22 protein-coding genes are annotated in these 19752 nt (G+C 62.7%); 14 read left to right on the top strand and 8 right to left on the bottom strand.

What is annotated here, in order from left to right:
* Window positions 1-319 (top strand): cyclase family protein (locus AC2FNB_RS16670; protein ID WP_496748029.1); only part of this gene is annotated, 319 nt, incomplete at its 5' end.
* A 3-nt stretch (window positions 320-322) separates the two neighbouring features.
* Complete coding sequence (locus tag AC2FNB_RS16665) at window positions 323-718, top strand: carboxymuconolactone decarboxylase family protein (protein WP_496748027.1); 396 nt, start codon at window positions 323-325, stop codon at window positions 716-718.
* 12 nt (window positions 719-730) lie between these two features.
* On the opposite strand, the gene AC2FNB_RS16660 is transcribed toward AC2FNB_RS16665, so the two are convergent.
* Window positions 731-1570 (bottom strand): c-type cytochrome, encoded by an 840-nt coding sequence (locus AC2FNB_RS16660; RefSeq protein WP_496748026.1) that lies wholly within the window; start codon window positions 1568-1570, stop codon window positions 731-733.
* A 256-nt stretch (window positions 1571-1826) separates the two neighbouring features.
* On the opposite strand from AC2FNB_RS16660, the gene AC2FNB_RS16655 reads away from it, so the two are divergent.
* Window positions 1827-2045, top strand: a complete 219-nt coding sequence (locus AC2FNB_RS16655; protein ID WP_496748024.1) for a DUF1127 domain-containing protein — start codon at window positions 1827-1829, stop codon at window positions 2043-2045.
* 6 nt (window positions 2046-2051) lie between these two features.
* Here the strand turns inward: AC2FNB_RS16655 and AC2FNB_RS16650 are convergent, their stop codons facing one another.
* The 7 genes from AC2FNB_RS16650 to AC2FNB_RS16620 form a co-directional block, all read right to left on the bottom strand.
* Window positions 2052-3332, bottom strand: coding sequence for an aspartate aminotransferase family protein (locus AC2FNB_RS16650; RefSeq protein ID WP_496748022.1), 1281 nt, complete (start codon window positions 3330-3332; stop codon window positions 2052-2054).
* A gap of 10 nt (window positions 3333-3342) precedes the next feature.
* Complete coding sequence (locus AC2FNB_RS16645; RefSeq protein WP_496748020.1) at window positions 3343-4446, bottom strand: mandelate racemase/muconate lactonizing enzyme family protein; 1104 nt, start codon at window positions 4444-4446, stop codon at window positions 3343-3345.
* Window positions 4447-4570: 124 nt separating this feature from the next.
* Window positions 4571-5686, bottom strand: a complete 1116-nt coding sequence (locus tag AC2FNB_RS16640; RefSeq protein WP_496748018.1) for a mandelate racemase/muconate lactonizing enzyme family protein — start codon at window positions 5684-5686, stop codon at window positions 4571-4573.
* A gap of 94 nt (window positions 5687-5780) precedes the next feature.
* Complete coding sequence (locus AC2FNB_RS16635; protein WP_496748016.1) at window positions 5781-6890, bottom strand: mandelate racemase/muconate lactonizing enzyme family protein; 1110 nt, start codon at window positions 6888-6890, stop codon at window positions 5781-5783.
* On the bottom strand, window positions 6887-7468 hold the full coding sequence (locus tag AC2FNB_RS16630; RefSeq protein ID WP_496748015.1) for a dimethylsulfonioproprionate lyase family protein: 582 nt from the start codon (window positions 7466-7468) through the stop codon (window positions 6887-6889). The genes AC2FNB_RS16635 and AC2FNB_RS16630 overlap by 4 nt, the downstream gene beginning before the upstream one ends.
* Window positions 7465-8547, bottom strand: coding sequence for an alcohol dehydrogenase family protein (locus tag AC2FNB_RS16625; RefSeq protein ID WP_496748013.1), 1083 nt, complete (start codon window positions 8545-8547; stop codon window positions 7465-7467). The genes AC2FNB_RS16630 and AC2FNB_RS16625 overlap by 4 nt, the downstream gene beginning before the upstream one ends.
* A 94-nt stretch (window positions 8548-8641) precedes the next feature.
* Entirely contained in the window at window positions 8642-11095 is a 2454-nt protein-coding gene (locus tag AC2FNB_RS16620; RefSeq protein WP_496748011.1) for an FAD-dependent oxidoreductase, read from the bottom strand.
* A gap of 68 nt (window positions 11096-11163) precedes the next feature.
* Here AC2FNB_RS16620 and AC2FNB_RS16615 point away from each other — a divergent pair, with 68 nt between their 5' ends.
* From AC2FNB_RS16615 to AC2FNB_RS16565, 11 genes are all read left to right on the top strand, one after another.
* Window positions 11164-12051 carry a MurR/RpiR family transcriptional regulator gene (locus AC2FNB_RS16615; protein ID WP_480747966.1) on the top strand — a complete coding sequence of 296 codons (888 nt, stop codon included), beginning with the start codon at window positions 11164-11166 and terminating at the stop codon, window positions 12049-12051.
* Window positions 12048-13136 (top strand): aromatic ring-hydroxylating oxygenase subunit alpha, encoded by a 1089-nt coding sequence (locus tag AC2FNB_RS16610; RefSeq protein WP_496748009.1) that lies wholly within the window; start codon window positions 12048-12050, stop codon window positions 13134-13136. Before AC2FNB_RS16615 ends, AC2FNB_RS16610 begins: the two co-directional genes overlap by 4 nt.
* Window positions 13129-13542, top strand: a complete 414-nt coding sequence (locus AC2FNB_RS16605; protein WP_496748007.1) for a GFA family protein — start codon at window positions 13129-13131, stop codon at window positions 13540-13542. The genes AC2FNB_RS16610 and AC2FNB_RS16605 overlap by 8 nt, the downstream gene beginning before the upstream one ends.
* Before the next feature lie 5 nt (window positions 13543-13547).
* Window positions 13548-14366: an aspartate racemase/maleate isomerase family protein gene (locus tag AC2FNB_RS16600; protein WP_496748005.1), complete on the top strand. Its 819-nt coding sequence runs from the start codon at window positions 13548-13550 to the stop codon at window positions 14364-14366.
* A gap of 54 nt (window positions 14367-14420) precedes the next feature.
* Window positions 14421-15161 (top strand): sulfotransferase-like domain-containing protein, encoded by a 741-nt coding sequence (locus AC2FNB_RS16595; RefSeq protein WP_496748003.1) that lies wholly within the window; start codon window positions 14421-14423, stop codon window positions 15159-15161.
* Entirely contained in the window at window positions 15161-16390 is a 1230-nt protein-coding gene (locus AC2FNB_RS16590) for a Coenzyme F420 hydrogenase/dehydrogenase, beta subunit C-terminal domain (RefSeq protein ID WP_496748001.1), read from the top strand. The genes AC2FNB_RS16595 and AC2FNB_RS16590 overlap by 1 nt, the downstream gene beginning before the upstream one ends.
* The gene (locus AC2FNB_RS16585; RefSeq protein WP_496748000.1) at window positions 16383-16775 is read left to right on the top strand and encodes a carboxymuconolactone decarboxylase family protein; all 393 of its coding nucleotides are present in this window, start codon (window positions 16383-16385) and stop codon (window positions 16773-16775) included. The genes AC2FNB_RS16590 and AC2FNB_RS16585 overlap by 8 nt, the downstream gene beginning before the upstream one ends.
* Window positions 16776-16970: 195 nt before the next feature.
* The gene (gene pcaF, locus AC2FNB_RS16580) at window positions 16971-18173 is read left to right on the top strand and encodes a 3-oxoadipyl-CoA thiolase (protein WP_496747999.1); all 1203 of its coding nucleotides are present in this window, start codon (window positions 16971-16973) and stop codon (window positions 18171-18173) included.
* A 15-nt stretch (window positions 18174-18188) separates the two neighbouring features.
* The gene (paaA, locus tag AC2FNB_RS16575) at window positions 18189-19181 is read left to right on the top strand and encodes a 1,2-phenylacetyl-CoA epoxidase subunit PaaA (protein WP_480747974.1); all 993 of its coding nucleotides are present in this window, start codon (window positions 18189-18191) and stop codon (window positions 19179-19181) included.
* Window positions 19182-19265: 84 nt separating this feature from the next.
* Window positions 19266-19550, top strand: a complete 285-nt coding sequence (paaB, locus tag AC2FNB_RS16570; protein WP_480747975.1) for a 1,2-phenylacetyl-CoA epoxidase subunit PaaB — start codon at window positions 19266-19268, stop codon at window positions 19548-19550.
* Window positions 19550-19752, top strand: a 203-nt coding sequence (locus AC2FNB_RS16565; protein ID WP_496747997.1) for a Phenylacetic acid catabolic protein, incomplete at its 3' end; no start/stop codon positions are given. The genes paaB and AC2FNB_RS16565, both read left to right, overlap by 1 nt.

The raw sequence follows: 19752 nt of genomic DNA, 5'->3' as shown, positions 1-19752 counted from the left end.
AGGCAAAACCGGCGGCCCGGAATTCCGCAACGCCGATGACGAAGGCAAGATGCACTTCCCCGGTTTCCACGTCGAAGCCGCGCAAATGCTGATCGAGGAAACCGGCGCAGTGGCGATGGGCGTCGACACGCTGTCGCTCGATCATGGGCCATCGGCCGATTTCGCCACCCATTACGCATGGCTGCCGACCAACCGCTATGGCATCGAGAACATGGCCAACCTCGCGAAAGTGCCCGCCAGTGGCGCCACCCTGATCGTGGGCGCGCCCACCCATCGCGGCGGCTCTGGCGGCCCGGCGCGTATTCTGGCGCTCGTGTAACCCATGGCAACCGTTCGCCTGTTGTCGGACGAAGAGGCCAGCGCCGAGGCGCTGGCCGTTTTCGATGATATCCGCAAGACCCGCAACACCGATTACGTCAACAACTTCTGGCGCGCGCTGGCGCATGACCCGGCACTGCTGCAAGCCACCTGGGACCGGTTGAAACAGGTCATGGGGCCGGGGTCGCTGGACCCGCTGGTCAAGGAAATGATCTATGTCGCGGTCTCGACCGCCAATGGCTGCGAATATTGCGTCCATTCCCACACGGCGGCGGCAAAGGCCAAGGGCATGACCCCCGCACAGTATGGCGAGTTGCTTGCCGTCATCGGCATGGCGATGCAGACCAACGGCATCGTGACCGGGCTGCAGGTTCCGGTCGACGACGCCTTCAAGGCCTGAATCCGCGGGTTCTCATGGGTCCGGCAAGGGCGGTATGACCCGCAAATAGGCCACCAGCGCATCCAGATCCGTATCGTTCATCCGGGCAAAATAAGGATAGGGCATGGGCGGCACCATGGCGCTGCCGTCCGGTCGGACGCCCTGTGTGACCATCGTCTTGATCTCGTCATCCGAATAGCCCGCCAGCCCGTCGGCATGGCTGGTGATGTTGGGTGCCGTGACGCTGCCCCATGGTCCGATGAACTCATAGGTCCCGATCCCAAGATTTCCGGCATCCATGACCGGGCCTTCCGGGCCGATCGGCGAGTGGCACTCGACGCAATGGGCAACCGCCCATGCCAGGTATTCCCCATACTCTGCCGTCGCCGCACGGTTTGGCGCGGTCACGCTTTCGACCGGCGGTCCATAAGCAGGTGGCAGCGGGATATTGTAGGTGGACTTGCCCGCGTCGTGATCGACCGGGTTTACCGTGCGCAGGTACATCACGATGGACGCCAGATCGTCATCGCCGATCCCGCGATAGACGGCACAGGGCATCGGCGGCCCGATCAGCGACCCGTCAGGGCGCAGACACTCGCGAATGGCGCGACCCAACTCCTCGTCGCTCCAGTCCGCAACCCGCCCGGCCGGTGTGATATTGGCCGAGATCGCCGTGAAATGCTCGGTCTCTTCGACAACACGCCCGGCCAGATCGCGGCTGAAATCCAGCCCCTGCTCTCCGAATGGCGTGTGACAGTTGCCACAGCCCATCGGCCCCTGAACCAGATATTCGCCACGTTCCACGCTTGGTTCTGCCACGGCCATACCCGCGCACATCCCCAGCGTCGCAACAACATGCGACAGCTTGATCATTTTATTTCCCCCCTGCTTTCGCCACGCCGGTTTCACGCGACAAAAACCCGCAACTTCAATACATTGCAATTTTAATATGTATCTTCAGATCACGTTTTTGTCAACGAGTCCCTGCCGGCCGGGGCGGAGCGAAAACAGGCATCGAAAACACAGATTTGCACCAAACGCACATCTGCCATTCCATTCCGTCCCTATCGAATCCGGGCAAACTGGCTTAGGTCACCAAACCGGAATTCTTTCGAAAGGACGACCCGCCATGGCGCATTTCTCGGCCAACGCCACCAGCCTGCCCGCACTGGCCTCGGTTCTGGGCGACATCTTTGTCGGCATCTGGAATGCCCTGATGCGCATCGGCGAGGCGAATTCCAAGGTCCGCCAGATCGACGCCTATTACGCCATGTCCGATGCCGAGCTGGAAGCGCGCGGCATCCGGCGCGAGGATATCATCCGCCTCGTTCTGGCCGACGTGATCTGATCGCCTTCACGCTTTGGCAATCGCCTCGGCAGCCTTGGCATAGGCCACTTCGCACAGCTCGAAATCCGCTTCGGTCAGGGCCAGCGACGGATAGGTCTTTCCGGCCGACTTGAACATGCCGTTCTGCATCAGAACCGCGTTGAATACCGTCGCTCTGCCTGCATTCGCCACCATAACGTCGCGATAGTCGCGAACCTCTCCGCCCGTGAACACGATCTCGAACAGGGTCGGGTCACCCACGATCCGGTGCGCGATGCCGTGGGCCTCCAGCGCGACCGCCGCCATCTCCATCAGCCGCCGCCCGTTCGCGCGCAACCTGTCATACTGCCCCTCGCGGCGCAGCACCTCCATCGTCTTGAGACCCGCCGCCGCCGCAACCGGGTTGCCCGACAGCGTGCCCAGCTGCATCAGCCATTTTTCGGCCCCTACTGTGGCCTTGTCGAAATGCGCCATGATATCGGCCCGCCCTGCAATCGCGGCCAACGGGAAGCCGCCGCCGATGATCTTGCCCAGCGTGGCGATATCCGGGGTCACACCGTATAGCTCCTGCGCGCCGCCATACGAGAACCGGAACCCGGTCACCACCTCGTCGAAGATCAGCACGATGCCATATTTGTCGGCCTCCGTGCGCAGCAATTGCAGGAACCCCGGCGCGGGCGGGATGATGCGCTGCAACGGCTCGACGATGATCGCCGCCACTTGTTCCCCATGCTCGGCCAAAAGCGAGCGGATATAGTCCGGGTCATTGAACGGCGCGATCAGCATCTCGGCGCGCACGCTTTCGGGGATACCGGCGCTGTCCGGCACCGCCTGCGGAAAATTCACCAGCCGCGTCGGCGCCAGGCTCATCTGCGCCTCGGCGCTCATGCCGTGATAGCCGCCTTCGAACTTCACGATCCGGTCGCGACCCGTAAAGGCGCGCGCCAGCCGGATCGCATACATGTCCGCCTCACCACCCGAGGACACGTACCGCACCTGATCGGCGCAGGCAACGGCGGAACAGATTTCCTCGGCCAGCTCCAACCCCTTGGCGTTGTTGGCAAAAAACGTCATGCCCTTGGGCAATTGTTCCAGAACGGCCTCCATGACCTCCTCGTGCCCATGCCCCAACAACATCGGGCCGGACCCGATCAGGAAATCGACATATTCGGTGCCATCCTCGTCCCAGACGCGACTGCCCTTGCCCTCGCGAATGAATTTCGAAGGGTCGAAATTGCCAAACCCCCCGCCCGGCAATACGGCCTTTGCGCGTTCGATCCAGTCGGCCTGGCTGAGTTTCGTAAGCATGGTGGCCTCCTTAGTCCAAAATCATATCCGGTTCACCTAGCGCCACCCGGTCCGGCGTCACCCCCAGGCCGATGCCCGCGGGCGGGGCAATGCGCCCGGCCATTCGCACCGGCCCTTCGGGGGCAAGCCTCGGCGCGACATAGCCCGACAGGTCGCAGACATTCATCAACCGGCCCGGATCGGTTGCCGCCCCAAGATGCAACAAGGCGGCCGTGGCGATGTCCGAGCCCCAAGTGTCCTCAATACACATCTTTGCGCCCAGATGCAGGCATAGATCGCGCGCGCGACGCGATGCCGACAGTCCGCCGAATTTGCTCAGCTTGATTGCCACCGCATCCATGCAGCCCTGCGCATGTCCCGCCAGCAGGCTGGCGGTGTCATGGGCGCTTTCATCCAGCTTCATCGGCAGCCCGGTCGCCGCGCGCACCCGCGCGCAATCCTCGATCGTGGCGCAGGGCTGTTCCAGCATCACGTCCAGATCCGCCACCGCCCGGCCCACGCGCGACGCGTCCAGCGAGGTCGCGCCGCAGTTCCAGTCACCATAGACCAGCGGGCCGCCGCCCACCGCCTCGCGCACAAGCCGCAGCCGCGCCACATCGGTCTGCCAGTCCTTGTCGGCGCCCAGCTTGACCTGAAACTGGGCCATCCCCTGCGATTGCGCCTCTTGCGCGATCCTCGCCATCTCCTCGGGCGCGACGCAGGTGATCGAGTGATAAAGCGGCATGGTATCCGTCCGCCGCCCGCCCAGCAGAGCAAAAAGCGGCAGCCGCGCCGCCTGCCCGGTCAGATCCCACAGCGCAATGTCCAGCGCCGATTTGGCATAGGCGTGGCCCTGCAGGTGTTTGTCGAGCCGCGCCATCAGCGCCTCGGGCCCCACCGGGTCGGCCCCCAGCAACACTTCCGCCATTTCCTGAACCACGGGCGCCACGCCGCGCGCGTAAGCCGGCAAATAATGCGGGATCGGGCAGACCTCGCCCCAGCCGGTCAGGCCGGTATCGGTATCCAGCGCCAGCACCACGGTTTCGACGGTGTCGCAGGTCTTGCCATCGGCCATGTAATAAGCCTGATGACTGGTGAGCGGCACATGCCACAGGGATATGCGTGTAAGCTTCATGACAGAACCTTGCAGGTTTTGCGCCGCGCGATGCGCGCCGCCGGGGGAAAGGGGGGCTTTGCCCCCCTCTTGGCCTGCGGCCAATTCACCCCCCAGGATATTTGGGGCCAGATGAAGCCGCGGATCATGGTTTTTCCTCAAAAACGGCGAGGGGACGGCCAAGCGTCTTTTCGTCGGGGTGAACGCCCAGACCCGGGATCTCGGGCAGGTGCAGGTGTCCGTCGATATTGCGCGGGCCGCGCCCGCCTGCAATGTCCAGCGTCAGCATGTCCTGGCAGGCCCAGATGCCCAGCAGGTTGTGGTCGGGGATGGTGGCGGCCAGGTGCAGCGCCTCGGTATCGGCCAGAACCGAGCCCCCCGTCGCCATCACGAACATGTCGATGCCATGGGCCAGCGCGATATCCCGGATGCGGGCGGCTTTGGTCAACCCGCCGACACGGTTGAGCTTGATGCCGAACACCTCGGCCAGACCATCACGCGCGACACGGGCGGCGTCCTGCAGGGTGACAAGGCATTCATCCACGCTGACCGGGGCGGCATGTTTGCTGCGGATGGCGGCGATATCGTCCAGCGTCTCGCCGGGCTGTTCGAACATCACGCCCAGATCCTCGGTTGCCTTCATCACGCGCAGCGCCTGTTGCCGGGTCCAGGCGCGGTTGACGTCATAGAGGATGCGCTCGCCGCGCGGGCGGTGCGCCTCGACGTCGCGGATGCGTTCGATATCGCGTTCGGCGTCGCCGCCCACCTTGACCGAATGCACGTGGTAGCCGCGCTGCCGGTAACGGTCCATGACCTCGCGGGTTTCCTCGACGGTCTTGGCGCCCACCGACGAGGCAATCGGTGCGGGCGTCCGCGACCCGCCGCCCATCAGATCGGCAATCGGCAGCCCCGCCGCCTGCCCGGCAATGTCCCAGCAGGCCATGTCGATCGGCGATTTTGCATAAAGATGCCCGGGCAGGGCCAGATCCATCGCCCGCTCGACCTCGAGCACACGGCGCGGATCAAGCCCGAGAAGGAATGGCGCCATCGTCTCGATCCCTGCCCGGATGCCAGGCCCGTGCGCCGGCACATAGGTGTGCCCCCAAGGCGTTCCTTCGCCCCAGCCGGTGAGGCCCTCGTCGGTTTCGAGTTTGACCAGGGTGGCGTCCAGCACCTCGAATTTCAGCCGCCCGCCGGAGAGCCAATAGGGATGCTCGAGCGGCAGATTGACGTGATAGACGGTGATGCGGGTAATCTTCATGCCGGTCTCTCTGGTTGGCGGGACATCGGGGCGCTGCCCCTTCGGGCCCGTTCCGGGCCATTCACCCCCGGAGTATTTCTGAAAAGATGAAGCATCATGGCGCATGGAAATCGGCGATGGGCGCACCAAGTGCGTCGAAATCGGGCACGACTCCCAGCCCCGGCTCGTCTGTCGCGTAGAGTTTGCCGTCGCGCGCCTCTGGGCCGCCGATGCCGGTCGAGCGGGTGTTGTAGTTCATCAGGTCGGTGGTGTTGTGCAGATACTCGGGCGGTGTGGTGGCGGCGAAATGCGCAAGCGCGGCGCTGGCGATCTCGCCACCCCAGGTATCCTCGGCCACAACGGGAATTCGGTTTTCAACCAGATAGTCGCGCACGCGGCGCGCCTTGCTGAGACCACCCAGGTTCGAGATCTTCAGGCAGACCAGCTCGGCGGCGCGGTCGGCCACGATGCGCTGTGCGACAGCCATGCCGGTCACGCATTCATCCAGCTTCATCGGCAGGTCGATCCAGGCCCGGACCTGCAGGCATTCCTCATAGGTTAGGCAGGGCTGCTCGAAGATGTAGTCCAGATCGCGCGTCGCCCGCGCCACACGCAGCGCGTCATCCACCCGCCAGCCCTGATTGGCATCGGCCATGGCCTTTTCACCCGGTTCCAGCAGCGGCACGGTCGCGCGGATGCGGTCGATGTCGGCGGCCCAGTCGCCGCCCACCTTGATCTGGAACTGGCGGTATCCCTGCGCGCGGTAGCGTTCCATCTCGGCAATGGTGTCCCGGGTGCCCTTTTGCGGCGCGACGCGGTACATCGGCGCACCGTCGGTCAGCCTGCCCCCCCAGACCGCATGCAGCGGCGCATTCAGCGATTGCGCCAGGATGTCCCAGCACGCCGCGTCAAAGGGCGCCTTGGCATAGCCATGCCCCTGCACCAGATGATCCATCCGCCGCTCGATCCCCGCCACGTTGCACGGGTTTTGCCCCAGCAGGTTCGCCGCCACCAGACGGGCCAGCGCGGGAACGCCCTGAGAATGGGCGACCATGTAATTCTCGCCGCAGGGGGTGAATTCGCCGCAGCCCTGCAGGCCGGCATCGGTGTCGATCACCACGACCGAGGCCACGGCGGTTTCGATCGCATTGCCCGCACCCCAGACATAGGCCCCGCCCACATAGGGCAGGCCGGTCTGATAGACGCGGATGCGGGTGATCTTCATGCCACGTCCATCCTCAGCGGCCCGGCCATGCCCTCGCCGCGCCATAGCACAAAGGTCAGGATCGGATGGTCGGTCGTGATCATCGCATGGCTTTGCCAGCTTTGGTGAAACCGTGTCTGCCCCGGCCCGGTCACCGCCTCGTCACCTTCGACCTTGAACAGCGCCTCGCCGCCCAGAACCAGGTACAGTTCCTCTGCCTCGTGGCTGTGCCAGTCATAGTGCAGCCCCTCGCCCCAGAACGCGATGTAGCCGCACAGGCTCTGGCTGTGGAAATGCCCGGTCGGACCGAAAAGTTCGTAAAAACCGTACCGGTTGCGAAAGTCGGCACCGACCTCCGCCTCGGTATAGACCCGCTTCCAATGCGCCAGATGCGCGGCACCTTTCACCGCATCGACCAGCGCCTGCGTCTGTGGCGCGCCGGACCGGGGAAATTCCGACACCAGAGGCACCGCCGGAATATGGCGCGGCTGCAATCCGCTGGGGATCAGGTCATCAGGCCAGGGCGCATAGGCGGCAAGGGAGGGATGGTTCTGATGCAGCAGGCGGGCGGCTTCGAGCACGTCGTCAAGCGATGTCATGGGATCACCACGATGTTGCCGGTATGGGTCTTGTCGATAAAGGCCTGTTGCGCCGCGCGCAGATCGCGCAACGCATAGGTGGCGGCCAGCACGGGCCTGATCCTGCCCTGCTCGATATATCTCACCACGTCGGTGAAGTTCTCGGGCCGGTTCACGGTCGATCCGGTAAAGGTCAGGTCACGCAGATAGAATGTCCGCAAGTCCAGTTCGACCAGCGGCCCGGCAATCGCGCCGGAACAGGTATAGCGCCCGCCGCGCGCCAGCACGTCGATCAGCCTGGGCCAGATAGGGCCACCGACCACATCGGCGACCACAGTCACCTTTTCCCCCGCCAGGGCGGCCTTCAGGTTGTCGGGGCTGCGGGGCAGGATGCGGTCCGGCCCCAGCAGGGCCACCTCGCCGTGCTTGGCCTCCGAGGCCATGGCGATCACCCGCGCGCCACGCAGTTTCGACAGCTGGATCAGCGCGCCGCCAACCCCTCCGGACGCGCCGGGGATCAGCACGGTATCGCCCGCCCCCACCCCTGCCCGGTCGATCATGCCCTCGGCGGTGACATAGGAACAGATGAAGGTCGCCAGTTCCGCATCGCTCAGATCCGACTCGATCGGGGCAACGCCACGCATATCCGCCTTGGTGTATTCCGCGAACCCGCCATCGCATTCCGAGCCGAAATACCCCGCCTTGTCGCGGTTCATCGGGTCGTCCCAGTCGCGCAGCCAGCCAGCCACCATGACGCGCCTGCCGATCAGTCCCTTGTCGGCGTCTTCACCAACCGCAACGACCGTGCCGACCGCGTCCGCGCCCTGGATGCGTGGAAAGGTCAGCGGCGCGCCACCCCAGGTGCTGTCGTCATCGTCCACCTCGGCATAGGCGCCGCCCGTGGTGGCCTCGTCCACCGCCTTGGAGTACCAGCCGGTGCGGGTGTTGACGTCGGTATTGTTCAGCCCGCAGGCCCCGACCCTGATCAGCACCTCCATCGGCCCCGGCTCCGGCGTGGGCCAGCCCTCGTGCCATTCGTATCTGTCAAGGCCTCCGTGCCCGGTAAGCACCATGGCTTTCATCGTTGCCGGGATGGTCATCGCAGCGCTCCTGTCGCGGGCAGAGGGCGGCGCTGGCCCCCGTCCCGTTCCCGGTCACCCCCCGGAGTATCTGCAAAAAGATGAAACGACGGGGTCATCCCGCATGCTCCATCACGGCATCGGCGCGGGGGCGCAGGCTTTGCGGGTCATAGGCGGGTTCGCCCAGGATGCGACCCTGACGGGGCTTGCCGGCAATCACGACCTGTACGTCCGTGCTCGGCACGTTGGCGTGCGGCTTGACATAGGCAAAGGCCAGGATCTTGCCGACCGTATGGCCGAAGGCAACCGAAGCGGTCGAGCCAACAACCTTGCCGTCCAGCAGCACCGCCTCGCCGCCATGACCGTCCTCGATGCCGTTCGGCTCGACCTCGAGATACGCGCAGACCCAGGGTAGGTCGGTGTTCAGGGTCCTGTCCCTGCCCAGATAGTTCTTGTCGGCACGCGCAAACCGCAACACGTCGGCCTCGGCCAGCGTTACCTCGTTGGTCAACTCGCCCGCACCCTTGAACGCCTTTTCCATCCTCAGCGCGTTCATCGCGAAAGACCCGTAATCGGCAATGCCATGCGGCCCGCCTGCCGCCCAAAGCGCATCGTAAACCGCCAGTGCGCTGTCACGGGGGATGTGCAACTCCCAACCCAGCTCCCCGGCATAGGACATGCGGAAAGCCCAGAGCCGGTGCCCGGCAACAGTGATTTCCTGCGCAGTCAGCCATTTGAAGCCCGCATTGGACAGGTCGGCATCGGTGCAGGCGGCCAGTACCTGACGGGCGCGCGGCCCGTTGAGCGTCAGCGCGGCCCAATCGTTCGAGCGCAGGATGATATCGACGTCTTCCTTCGCGCGCTGATGGTTCAGATGATCCAGCAGGCGCTGCTCGAAGAACGCCGCGCAAACCAGATAGTACCGCCCCTCGCCCAACTTGACGACCGTGGTTTCCAGCTCGATCCGGCCCCGGCGGTTCAGCATATGGGTCAGGGCGATGCCGCCCGTCTTCTGTGGCAGGCGGTTGGCAACCAGCCGGTCCAGCAGTGCCTCGGCGTCGGGCCCCGTCACCTCGACCTTGGTAAAGGCCGAAATATCCATGATCCCCACCGCCTCGCGCACCGCTTTGCATTCAGCGGCAACCATGTCGTGCACCACGGTTCGGCAGAACGAGTAATGATCGCGCTGTTCCACCCCGTCGCGCGCGAACCAGCGTGGACGCTCGTGACCATAGACCTCCTCGTAAACCGAACCTTTTTCCTTCAGCCGCTGGTACAGGGGCGAGGGTTTGATCGGACGCCCTGCCAACCGGTTGAAATGCGGGAACGGGATCTCGTGGCGCAGCTTGTAATCCTCATGCGCCTTGGTCACCTGCCACTCCTTGGTGGCGTAGGACCCAAAACGGCGCGGGTCATAGTCGCGCATCGAGATATCGGCCGCGCCATGCACCATCCACCGCGCCAGTTCGCGGCTCAGCCCCGGACCCCAGCCGATGCCAATCTGAGTGCCGCAGCAGCACCAGTAGTTCCTGACGCCCGGCGCAGGCCCGATCAGTGGGTTGCCATCGGGTGGGTGGGAAATCGCGCCATGCACCTCGCGCTGAATGCCCAGATTGGCAAAGATCGGCATCCGGTTCAGGCTTTCCTCAAGCCACGGCATCACCCGGTCGTAGTCGGCATCGAACAGCCAGTTTTCATAATCCCACGGGCAATGATCATGCCAGACCGAGTTCGAGTTCTCCTTTTCGTAGATCCCGATCAGCCCGCGTTTCTGCTCCATCCGGATATAGCCCGAGACCTTCCTGTCGTCGCGGATCACCGGCAGTTCGTGGTCGAGGTTCTCGAATTCCGGCACCGGCTCGGTCACGAAATAATGGTGCGTCATCGAGGTCATCGGCAGTTGCAGCCCCGACCATTCACCCATCTGCCGGGCATAGGTGCCACCGGCATTGACCACATGCTCGCAGCGGATGGTCCCCTTCTCGGTCTCGACCACCCACTCGCCGTTCCGGTCTTGCGTGATGTTGGTGGCGCGGCAATGGCGGACGATCCGGGCACCCAACTGCCGCGCCCCCGCCGCCATCGCCATGGTGACATTTGTCGGGTCCACATGACCGTCATCGGGCGTGTGCAGCGCACCCAGAACCCCGTCAAGATTGTAGAACGGGTGCAGTTCGGCCACCCGCTCCGGCGCCACCAGTTCGATGTTGAAGCCCAGCGAACGGCCCACCGACAGGGTGTGGCGCAGCCAGTCCATCTCGTCCTGCGTGTAGGCCAGCCGGAACGAGCCGCAGCCATGCCATGTCACCGCCTGACCCGTCTCGGCCTCCAGCTTGCCGGAATAAAGCCCGATATTGTAATCGACGCATTTTCCCAGACCAAAGGAACTGGTCGAATGGGTGATCTGCCCCGCCGCATGCCAGGTACTGCCGCTGGTCAGTTCGGCCTTTTCCAGCAGGACAACATCGGTCCATCCTTCATGCGCCAAATGATAGGCCAGACCGACCCCCATGACACCGCCGCCGACGATCACCACGCGCGCATGGGCAGGCAGGGTTTGCTGAGACATGATTTTTCCACTTCACGAGTCGCGTTTCTGCTCGACAGGCTAATTCCACAAATGTACCATCGTCAATCATGAATGACACAAATGTATCATCTTCTGTCCTGGACCGCCTCACCGAAGAGTGGGACACCCTGACACCCGAGGCGCAGAAAGCGGCGCGTTACGTCCTGGAAAACCCCTCAGACGTTGGGGTTTCGACGGTGCGCGAAATCGCCGAAGCCGCCAATGTCAAACCCAACACATTCGTGCGCATGGCCCGCCAGGTTGGCTTTGACGGCTACGAAGATTTCCGCGCCCCGTTCCGCGAGGCGATTCGCCGGGGCACCGCGACATTCCCCGACCGCGCCCGCTGGCTGCAGGACATCGGCAAGTCGGGCGAGTTGGGCGGCCTTTACGCCGACATGATCGGCGCGGCGATCCGCAATATCGAGGAAACCTTTGCCGGCATCAGCGCCGAACGCCTGCACACCGCCGCCGAAACCATCTGGAACTGCCGGCAGGTCTTCACCCTCGGCGTTGGCGTCAACAACGCCAATGCCCGCAACTTCACCTACCTCGCCTCGACCGGCATGAAACAGTTTCACGCCATTCCCCGGCCTGGCTCGACCCCGGTCGACGATCTGGCCTGGGCGGACGAACAGGACGTGCTGATCGCGATGACCTGCAAACCCTACCGCACCGAGGTGATCGAGGCGGTGAAGCTGGCCCGCGAACAGGGCATGACGGTCGTGGGCATTTCCGACAGCCCGGCCAGCCCCGTTGTCCTGAACGCCCATCACGGCTTTGTCGTGGCCGCCGACACGCCGCAATTCTTCCCCTCGTCCGTCTCGACCATCGCGCTGCTGGAAACGCTTCTGTCCTTCGTGATCGCGGTCTCCAGCGACGAAATCGTCGAACGCGTCGAACGCTTTCACAAACGCAGACATCAACTCGGCATCTACGCGGAGGAGCCCGAATGAACGCCCCCCTGACCCACTCGCTGGCGGCGCATTATTACACCGACCCGGCCATATTCGAGCAGGAAATGAACGGCCTGCTGGCACGCACCTGGCAATATGCCGGGCATGTCAGCGACATTCCCAATCCGGGCGACTATTTCACCTTTGAAATCGCCCGGCAAAGCCTGTTCTGCATCCGCGGACGCGACGGGGAAATCCGCACTTTCTACAATGTCTGCCAGCACCGCGCGCACGAGATGGTGACCGGCACCGGCACCACCCGCGTCGTCGTCTGCCCCTATCACGCCTGGACTTACGAGCTGACCGGCGAGCTGCGCGCAGGCCCCAACACCAAGGCGGTGCCGGGGTTCGACAGGGAAAAGATCTGCCTGACATCGGTACGCACCGAGGATTTCAACGGCTTCATCTTCGTCAACCTCGACAACGACGCCGCACCGATGGACGACTGGTACCCCGGCGTGCGCGAGGAACTGCGCGAATTCGTCCCCCAGGTGGATGCGCTTGCCCCGCTGGAATGGGTGGAAATCCCCGAAAACTGCAACTGGAAGGTCTCGGTCGAAAACTATTCCGAATGCTACCATTGCCCCACCAACCACCCGACCTTCGCCACCGGTGTGATCAAGCCCGAAACCTATGACATCCAGCCGACCGAAACCGGCTATGTCCTGCGCCACACCACCGAATGCCAAAGCCTCGAGGCGATGACCTATCCCATCGACCTCAGCGTGCCGCATGCGGGCGACTACCGGTCGTGGTTCCTGTGGCCGATGTTCTCGTTTCAATGCTATCCCGGCAACGTGCTGAACACCTATCACTGGCGCGCGACAGACGTGGATCACTGCACCGTCTGGCGCGGCTGGTACACCGAAGGCGGCATCGACAGCGAGGTGATCCGGCGGCTGGCGATACAGGATCGCCAGACCACGGTCGAAGAAGACATCCGACTGGTGGAATCGGTGCATAGGGGCCTGAAATCCAAGGGATACCGCCCCGGCCCGCTGGTCCTTGACCCGGCTTGCGGCGTGATGTCGGAACACTCCATCGCCCGCCTGCAACAATGGATGCGCGAGGCCGTGGGTGGCTGACTTCAGTGGCAAATGCATGTGCGGCGCGGTCAACTGGTCCTCGTCCGGCCAGATCACCCGCCGCTTGTCCTGCCATTGCGGCGACTGCCAGAAAGCCACTTCATCTCCGTTCACAACATTCGTCGGCCTCCCCCCGGAAACCGTCACATGGACCGGTGAGATCAATCACTATGAAAGCTCGCCCGGCACCCATCGCGGCTTCTGCCCCAAATGCGGCACCCGCCTCTATTTCCGCTCCGATAAATGGCCGGGAGAGATCCACATCCACGCGGCAACGTTGACCGACGCCTCCGGCTACACCCCCGACGCCCATGTCGTCATGGCCAGCGCCGTTCCATGGCTGCATCTGGCCGATGACATCCCCAAACACCAGAGCTTTCAGGCCGAGCCCGCCGATCAGGAGTAGACCCCATGCTGATGCCCGCCGAGTGGCAGCCCGAACACAAACTGTTCCCACATCAGGTGGGCTTCACCAGCCCGCCCTTCGACTATGACGCGGCACCCTCGGACTTCCTGCGCATGTGCCCCGAAACCGTCGGCGTGCATGGCTGGATGCTGCATGTCCCCGACTATGTGCACGGGCTGGACCAACGCAAACGGAACTTCGGCATGATGGAAGATTTCGTCCACTGCATGTCCCGCAACGGCGCCGATGTCTGCGGCCAGGTGGGTTCAAACTGGGTGCATGCCTGCGGTCTGGGCGTCGAAGGCGTGCGCCAGCATTGTCAGGACCTCTCCGACAAATACGGCACCCGCTTTCACATGGCCGGATACGCCATGGTCGAGGCGCTGCGCGAGATGAACGTGGAAAAGGTGGCGCTGAACGCCGCCTATCACTGGCCGGAATGGTGGCAGGGTACCGTCGGGTTCCTGCGCGAGGCCGGGTTCGATGTCCTCTGGGCCGGCAATTTTCACGATCAGGGCTGGTTCGCCAGTCAGGAAGAGGTCAATTCATACCGCTGGGTGTTCGACGGTGATCTGGCCCTCAAAAGTTTCGAATATGTCGCCGACAAGGCCCCGCAGGCAGACGCGATCCTGATTAACGGAATGTGCAATTTCCGAACGGGCCCTGGCGGTTTGCCGCAACGCCCGCTGCATCTGGCGGACAAGCTGGAATCGGCGCTCGGCAAACCGGTGATCGGCCACGACATCGCGCTTTACTGGCGCATCTTCAAGTCGCTCGGAATCGCGCCCGAGACGCCGCGCGGGCGGTTGCTCAGGCGGCTTTGACCGCCAGAACGACTTGTACATTTCGCTCACCATAGCCTTTGGAACCGGTACAAAATGCACAAAATCATTGCCCTCTGGGCCGTCCCCCGCTCAACCTCGACCGCCTTTGAATGGATGATGCGCCAGCGCGGCGATCTGGATTGCTTGCACGAACCGTTTGGCGAAGCATGGTATCAGGGCGACGAACCTTTGTGGCACCGCTTCCAGCCCGGCGACAAGACGACACCGGGCCTGACCCTCGAAAGCGTCTGGGAAGACGTTCAGGACCGCGCCCGCAAAGGTCCGGTTTTCATCAAGGATTTTCCTCACTATATCAATCACATGTGGAATGCCGAGTTTCTCTCGCACTTCACTCACGCCTTCCTGATCCGTGACCCGGCCAAGACGATCACCTCGATGTACAAGCAATGGCCGGACTTTGCCGAGGGCGAGGTCGGTTTTCCCGAACAGCGGGCCCTGTTCGACCTGCTGACCGCCCTGAACGGCGCCCCGCCCCCGGTGATCGACAGCGACGACCTGCTGGAAAACCCACATGTGATTACAGAAAAATTCTGTAATTCCATGGGGATACCATTCATCGAAAAAGCCCTGACATGGAAGGCGGGCGGCGATCCCTCGGCTCACAGCTGGTGGGACGGCGGCTCGTTCCACGGCAATCTGGCCAAGTCCACCGGCCTGACACCGCAACCCCGCAAGCATATCTCCATCAACGACGCCCCCGACCGGGTCAAACAGGTGCATCGCCGGATGAAGCCGCACTATGACCACTTGTACAATCACCGGCTAACCGCCTGATGCGACACCCAAAATCCATCCGCGAAGTAGTCGAAACCGGCCTCTGCATCGGCTGCGGCCTGTGCCAGTCCATCGCACCGGAACGGTGGGTCATGATGATGACACCAGAAGGCAGATTGCGGCCTGTACAGATGGCGGAAGATATTGAAAAAGATTACGAAATTCTCACCGCCTGCCCCGGCGCAACCTGCAGCGCAGACGGTTCTGGCGCGCCATATCAGGACGCGATCTGGGGCGGTTATACCTCTATGACCCGCGCATGGGCCGGTAATCCTGACACAAGGTTTCGCGCCGCCACGGGGGGTGTACTAACCGCCCTTGGTTCATGGCTTTTGCGAACAGGACGCGCCCGGTTCATCCTGCATTGCGCCGCCGACCCGGACGCCCCGATGCGCAGTAAATGGGTAATCAGCGAGACGCCCGAAGCCGTCGTCGCTCGCGCCGGTTCCCGCTATGGTCCCAGCGACACTCTGGCCGGCTTGAATATCGCACTGGACAGGCAGCAACCATTTGCAATCATTGCAAAACCTTGTGACGCGGGTGCTATCCGGGAGCGTGCAAAAACCGACCCGAGAATTGACAAAATGCTGGTCGCGATGCTGGTCATGGTCTGCGGCGGCGCCTCGGATCTGAGAAAAAGCCAAACCATACTGAACGAATACGGATTGACCGAAGACGACCTGACCCTGTTCCGCTATCGCGGCTATGGCAATCCGGGGCCGACCCGGATCGAAACCAAGGACGGACGCGCGTTCGAGAAAACCTATCTGGATATGTGGGCGGACGAAGCCGGATGGGGCATTCAGACCCGCTGCAAACTGTGCCCAGACGCCATTGGCGAAGCAGCCGACTTGGCTGCTGCCGATATCTGGCCCGGAGGGTCTCCAACCGGAGAGGATGCCGGTTTCAACGGTGTGATCTGCAGGACCGAGCGTGGACAAGACCTGTTCGATGCTGCGATTACGGATGGTGATCTTATTAAAGATCAACGCCTTACACCACGCGACTTCGACAACTTTCAACCCCATCAAGTCAGTAAGAAACACGCGATTGCCGCCCGTCTGCGCGGAATGAGCAAGGCCGACGTGCCGGTCTATCGCCACGCCGGCCTGCGCATCGACACTCTGGACGCCGGGAGTGAAGCCGAGGAACATGGTGCCGAACACCGCACCCGCACGGGCCGGTTTGCCGAGACCATGTTGCACAATACGGAGACGACGAATGAATGACATGTTTGACGAAGACCTGTTCCTGAAGGGGTTGGAACAACGCAAAGCGACGCTGGGCGCGGAGTATGTGGAAAAGAACCTCGCCGCCGCAGATGACTTCACCCGCCCCTTTCAGGAAGCGATGACCGCGTGGTGCTGGGGCTTTGGCTGGGGTGACGATGTTATCGACGCCAAGACCCGGTCAATGATGAACCTGTCCATGATCGGAGCCTTGGGCAAGATGCACGAATGGGAAATCCATTGTAAAGGCGCGATCAACAACGGCGTCACCAAGGACGAGATTCGGGCAATCATCCATGTCGTAGGCATATACTGTGGTGTCCCACAGGCCTTGGAATGTTTCCGCGTAGCACGCAAGGTGCTGGGCGAAGCCGAAATGGCTTGAGTCAAGGGAATACCCAAGATTCACAAGGCCTGCCGTCAGGCAGGCCTTTTCTGTTTGCTTCCACTGACATGTTACCGAATTCTCAAAAAAGCTGTGAACACGTTACATTTCTCTTGCCGCGAATCATTTCCAGGCGTATTACCCGACCAAGCGGTCACTTAATGACGACCTACGTAAGACTGGAGTTTCTGACGCATGGACGCTTTCATCTGCGACGCTCAACGTACCCCGATCGGGCGCTATGGTGGCGCTCTGTCCCAGGTTCGCACCGACGATCTGGCCGCCATCCCACTGGCAGCCCTGAAGGCGCGCAACCCGCAGGTGGATTGGGCCAGCCTTGATGACGTGATCTATGGCGATGCCAACCAGGCCGGTGAAAGCAATCGCAACGTCGCCCGCATGGCGGCGCTGCTGGCGGGGCTTCCTGTCGATGTACCCGGCACCACGATCAACCGCTTGTGCGCCAGCGGTATGGACGCGGTTGGCATGGCGGCCCGTGCGATCAAGGCAGGCGACTATGACATGGCGGTGGCCGGCGGTGTCGAAAGCATGTCGCGCGCTCCATTCGTCATGCCAAAGGCGACCAGCGCCTTTACCCGGTCAAACGCGGTCTACGACACCACTATCGGCTGGCGGTTCGTGAACCGGAAGATGCACGAGATGTACGGAACCGACTCGATGCCGCAAACCGCCGACAACGTTGCCGAAGATTATCAGATCAGCCGTTCAGATCAGGATGAATTTGCCGCACGCAGCCAGGCGCGCTGGGCCGCGGCGCATGAGGCCGGGGTGTTCCGGGAGGAAATCACCCCGGTCACCATTCCGCAGCGCAAGGGTGAGCTGATCGTTGTGGATACCGACGAACATCCCCGCCCCGGTACGAGCGCGGAAAAACTGTCCGGCCTCAAGGGCGTCAACGGCCCCGACAAGACGGTAACGGCTGGCAACGCCTCGGGTGTCAACGATGGTGCCGCGGCGATCCTGCTGGCCAACGAAGCCACAGCGACCAAGAACGGACTGACCCCGATCGCGCGTGTCGTCGGCATGTCGGTAGCGGGTGTGGAACCGCGTGTCATGGGCATCGGCCCAGTACCTGCAAGCCGTAAGATTTTGGCCCGCGCAGGACTCACCATCGAGCAGATGGATGTGATAGAATTGAATGAAGCCTTTGCATCGCAAGGTCTCGCCACCTTGCGGGCGCTTGGCGTGGCCGATGACGCACCCCATGTCAATCCCAACGGCGGGGCCATTGCAATCGGTCACCCTTTGGGCATGTCAGGCGCGCGTTTGGTGATGACCGCCGCCTATCAGTTGAAACGCACCGGCGGGCGCTATGCGCTGTGCACCATGTGCGTCGGAGTTGGTCAGGGCGCGGCCCTGATCCTTGAACGTGTGTAAGGGAGGAGAGCCCAGATGTATGCACAGATGATCAAGACCGCCTCGTCAGGGGTGAAATCGCGCGAGGAAATGTCCGAACAGGAACGCGCCTTTCAGGACAAGATCGACAACGACATCAAGATCGAACCGCGGGATTGGATGCCGGATGATTACCGCCGTACTCTGATCCGTCAGATTGGCCAGCACGCTCATTCCGAGGTCGTGGGCCAGTTGCCAGAAGGCAACTGGATCACCCGCGCGCCAACGCTGGAGCGCAAGGCGATCCTGCTGGCCAAGGTGCAGGACGAGGCGGGCCACGGCCTCTACCTCTACTCCGCCGCCGAGACCCTGGGCGAAAGCCGGGACGAACTGATCCGACTGCTGCACGAGGGTCGGATGAAATACTCGTCGATCTTTAATTACCCCACACTGAACTGGGCCGATATCGGCGCTGTGGGCTGGCTTGTCGACGGCGCGGCGATCATCAATCAGGTGGCGCTGCAGCGTACGTCCTATGGCCCCTACAGCCGCGCGATGGTCCGCATCTGCAAGGAAGAGAGCTTTCACGCGCGTCAGGGGTATTCCGCGATCATGGCGATGGCTTTTGGTACGCCCGAGCAAAAGAAGATGGCGCAGGACGCGGTCAACCGTCTGTGGTTCCCGGCACTGATGATGTTCGGTCCCTCCGACAAGGAGTCGGTGCATTCCGAGCAATCGATGGCCTGGAAGATCAAGGTCAAGACCAACGACGAGTTGCGCCAACAGTTCGTGGATCAGACCGTTCCCCAGATCGAATATCTGGGCCTCGACCTGCCGGATTCGAACATCAAGTGGAACGAAGAACGTGGCCACTACGATTTTTCTGACCCCGACTGGTCCGAATTCTTCGACGTGCTCAAGGGCAACGGCCCCTGCAACGTCGATCGCATGGCTGCGCGCCGTAAGGCCTGGGACGATGGCGAGTGGGTCCGCGATGGGTTGCTGGCACATGCCCGCAAGAAAGCTGCCGCCAAGGTGGCAGCCGAGTAACGAAATGGACGATCTGCAGCGCGAGGCGCCCGGTTTTCAGCCACCGGTTTCACACCCCGCGCCCAGCCAGGAGGAGAACTGATCATGAAAAACGAATGGCCCCTGTGGGAAATCTTCATTCGCGGCCAGCACGGCATGAGCCACCGTCACGTAGGCAGCCTGCACGCGCCGGACGCAGAAATGGCAATCAAGAACGCCCGCGACGTCTATACTCGCCGTAACGAAGGCGTTTCGATCTGGGTGGTCGAGGCTCGGCATATCAGCGCCACTGCGCCCGGCGACAAGGGTCCGCTGTTCGAGCCGTCGGAATCGAAGATTTATCGCCACCCGACTTTCTTTGACATCCCCGATGAAGTGGGGGCGATGTGATGACCCGCGACGAAGCCTTTCTGCAATTCCTGCTGAGGATGGGGGACAATACCCTGATCCTTGGCCACCGCGTCAGCGAGTGGTGTGGCCACGCACCGGTACTGGAAGAAGACATCGCGCTGGCCAATACCGCGCTGGACCTGATCGGCCAGACCCAGATGTGGCTGGGCCTTGCGGGCGAGATTCAGGGCGAGGGAAAGAC

Source organism: Ruegeria sp. BHSB058 (genome assembly GCF_059613285.1).
This window is presented reverse-complemented; position numbering and strand designations above follow the sequence as displayed.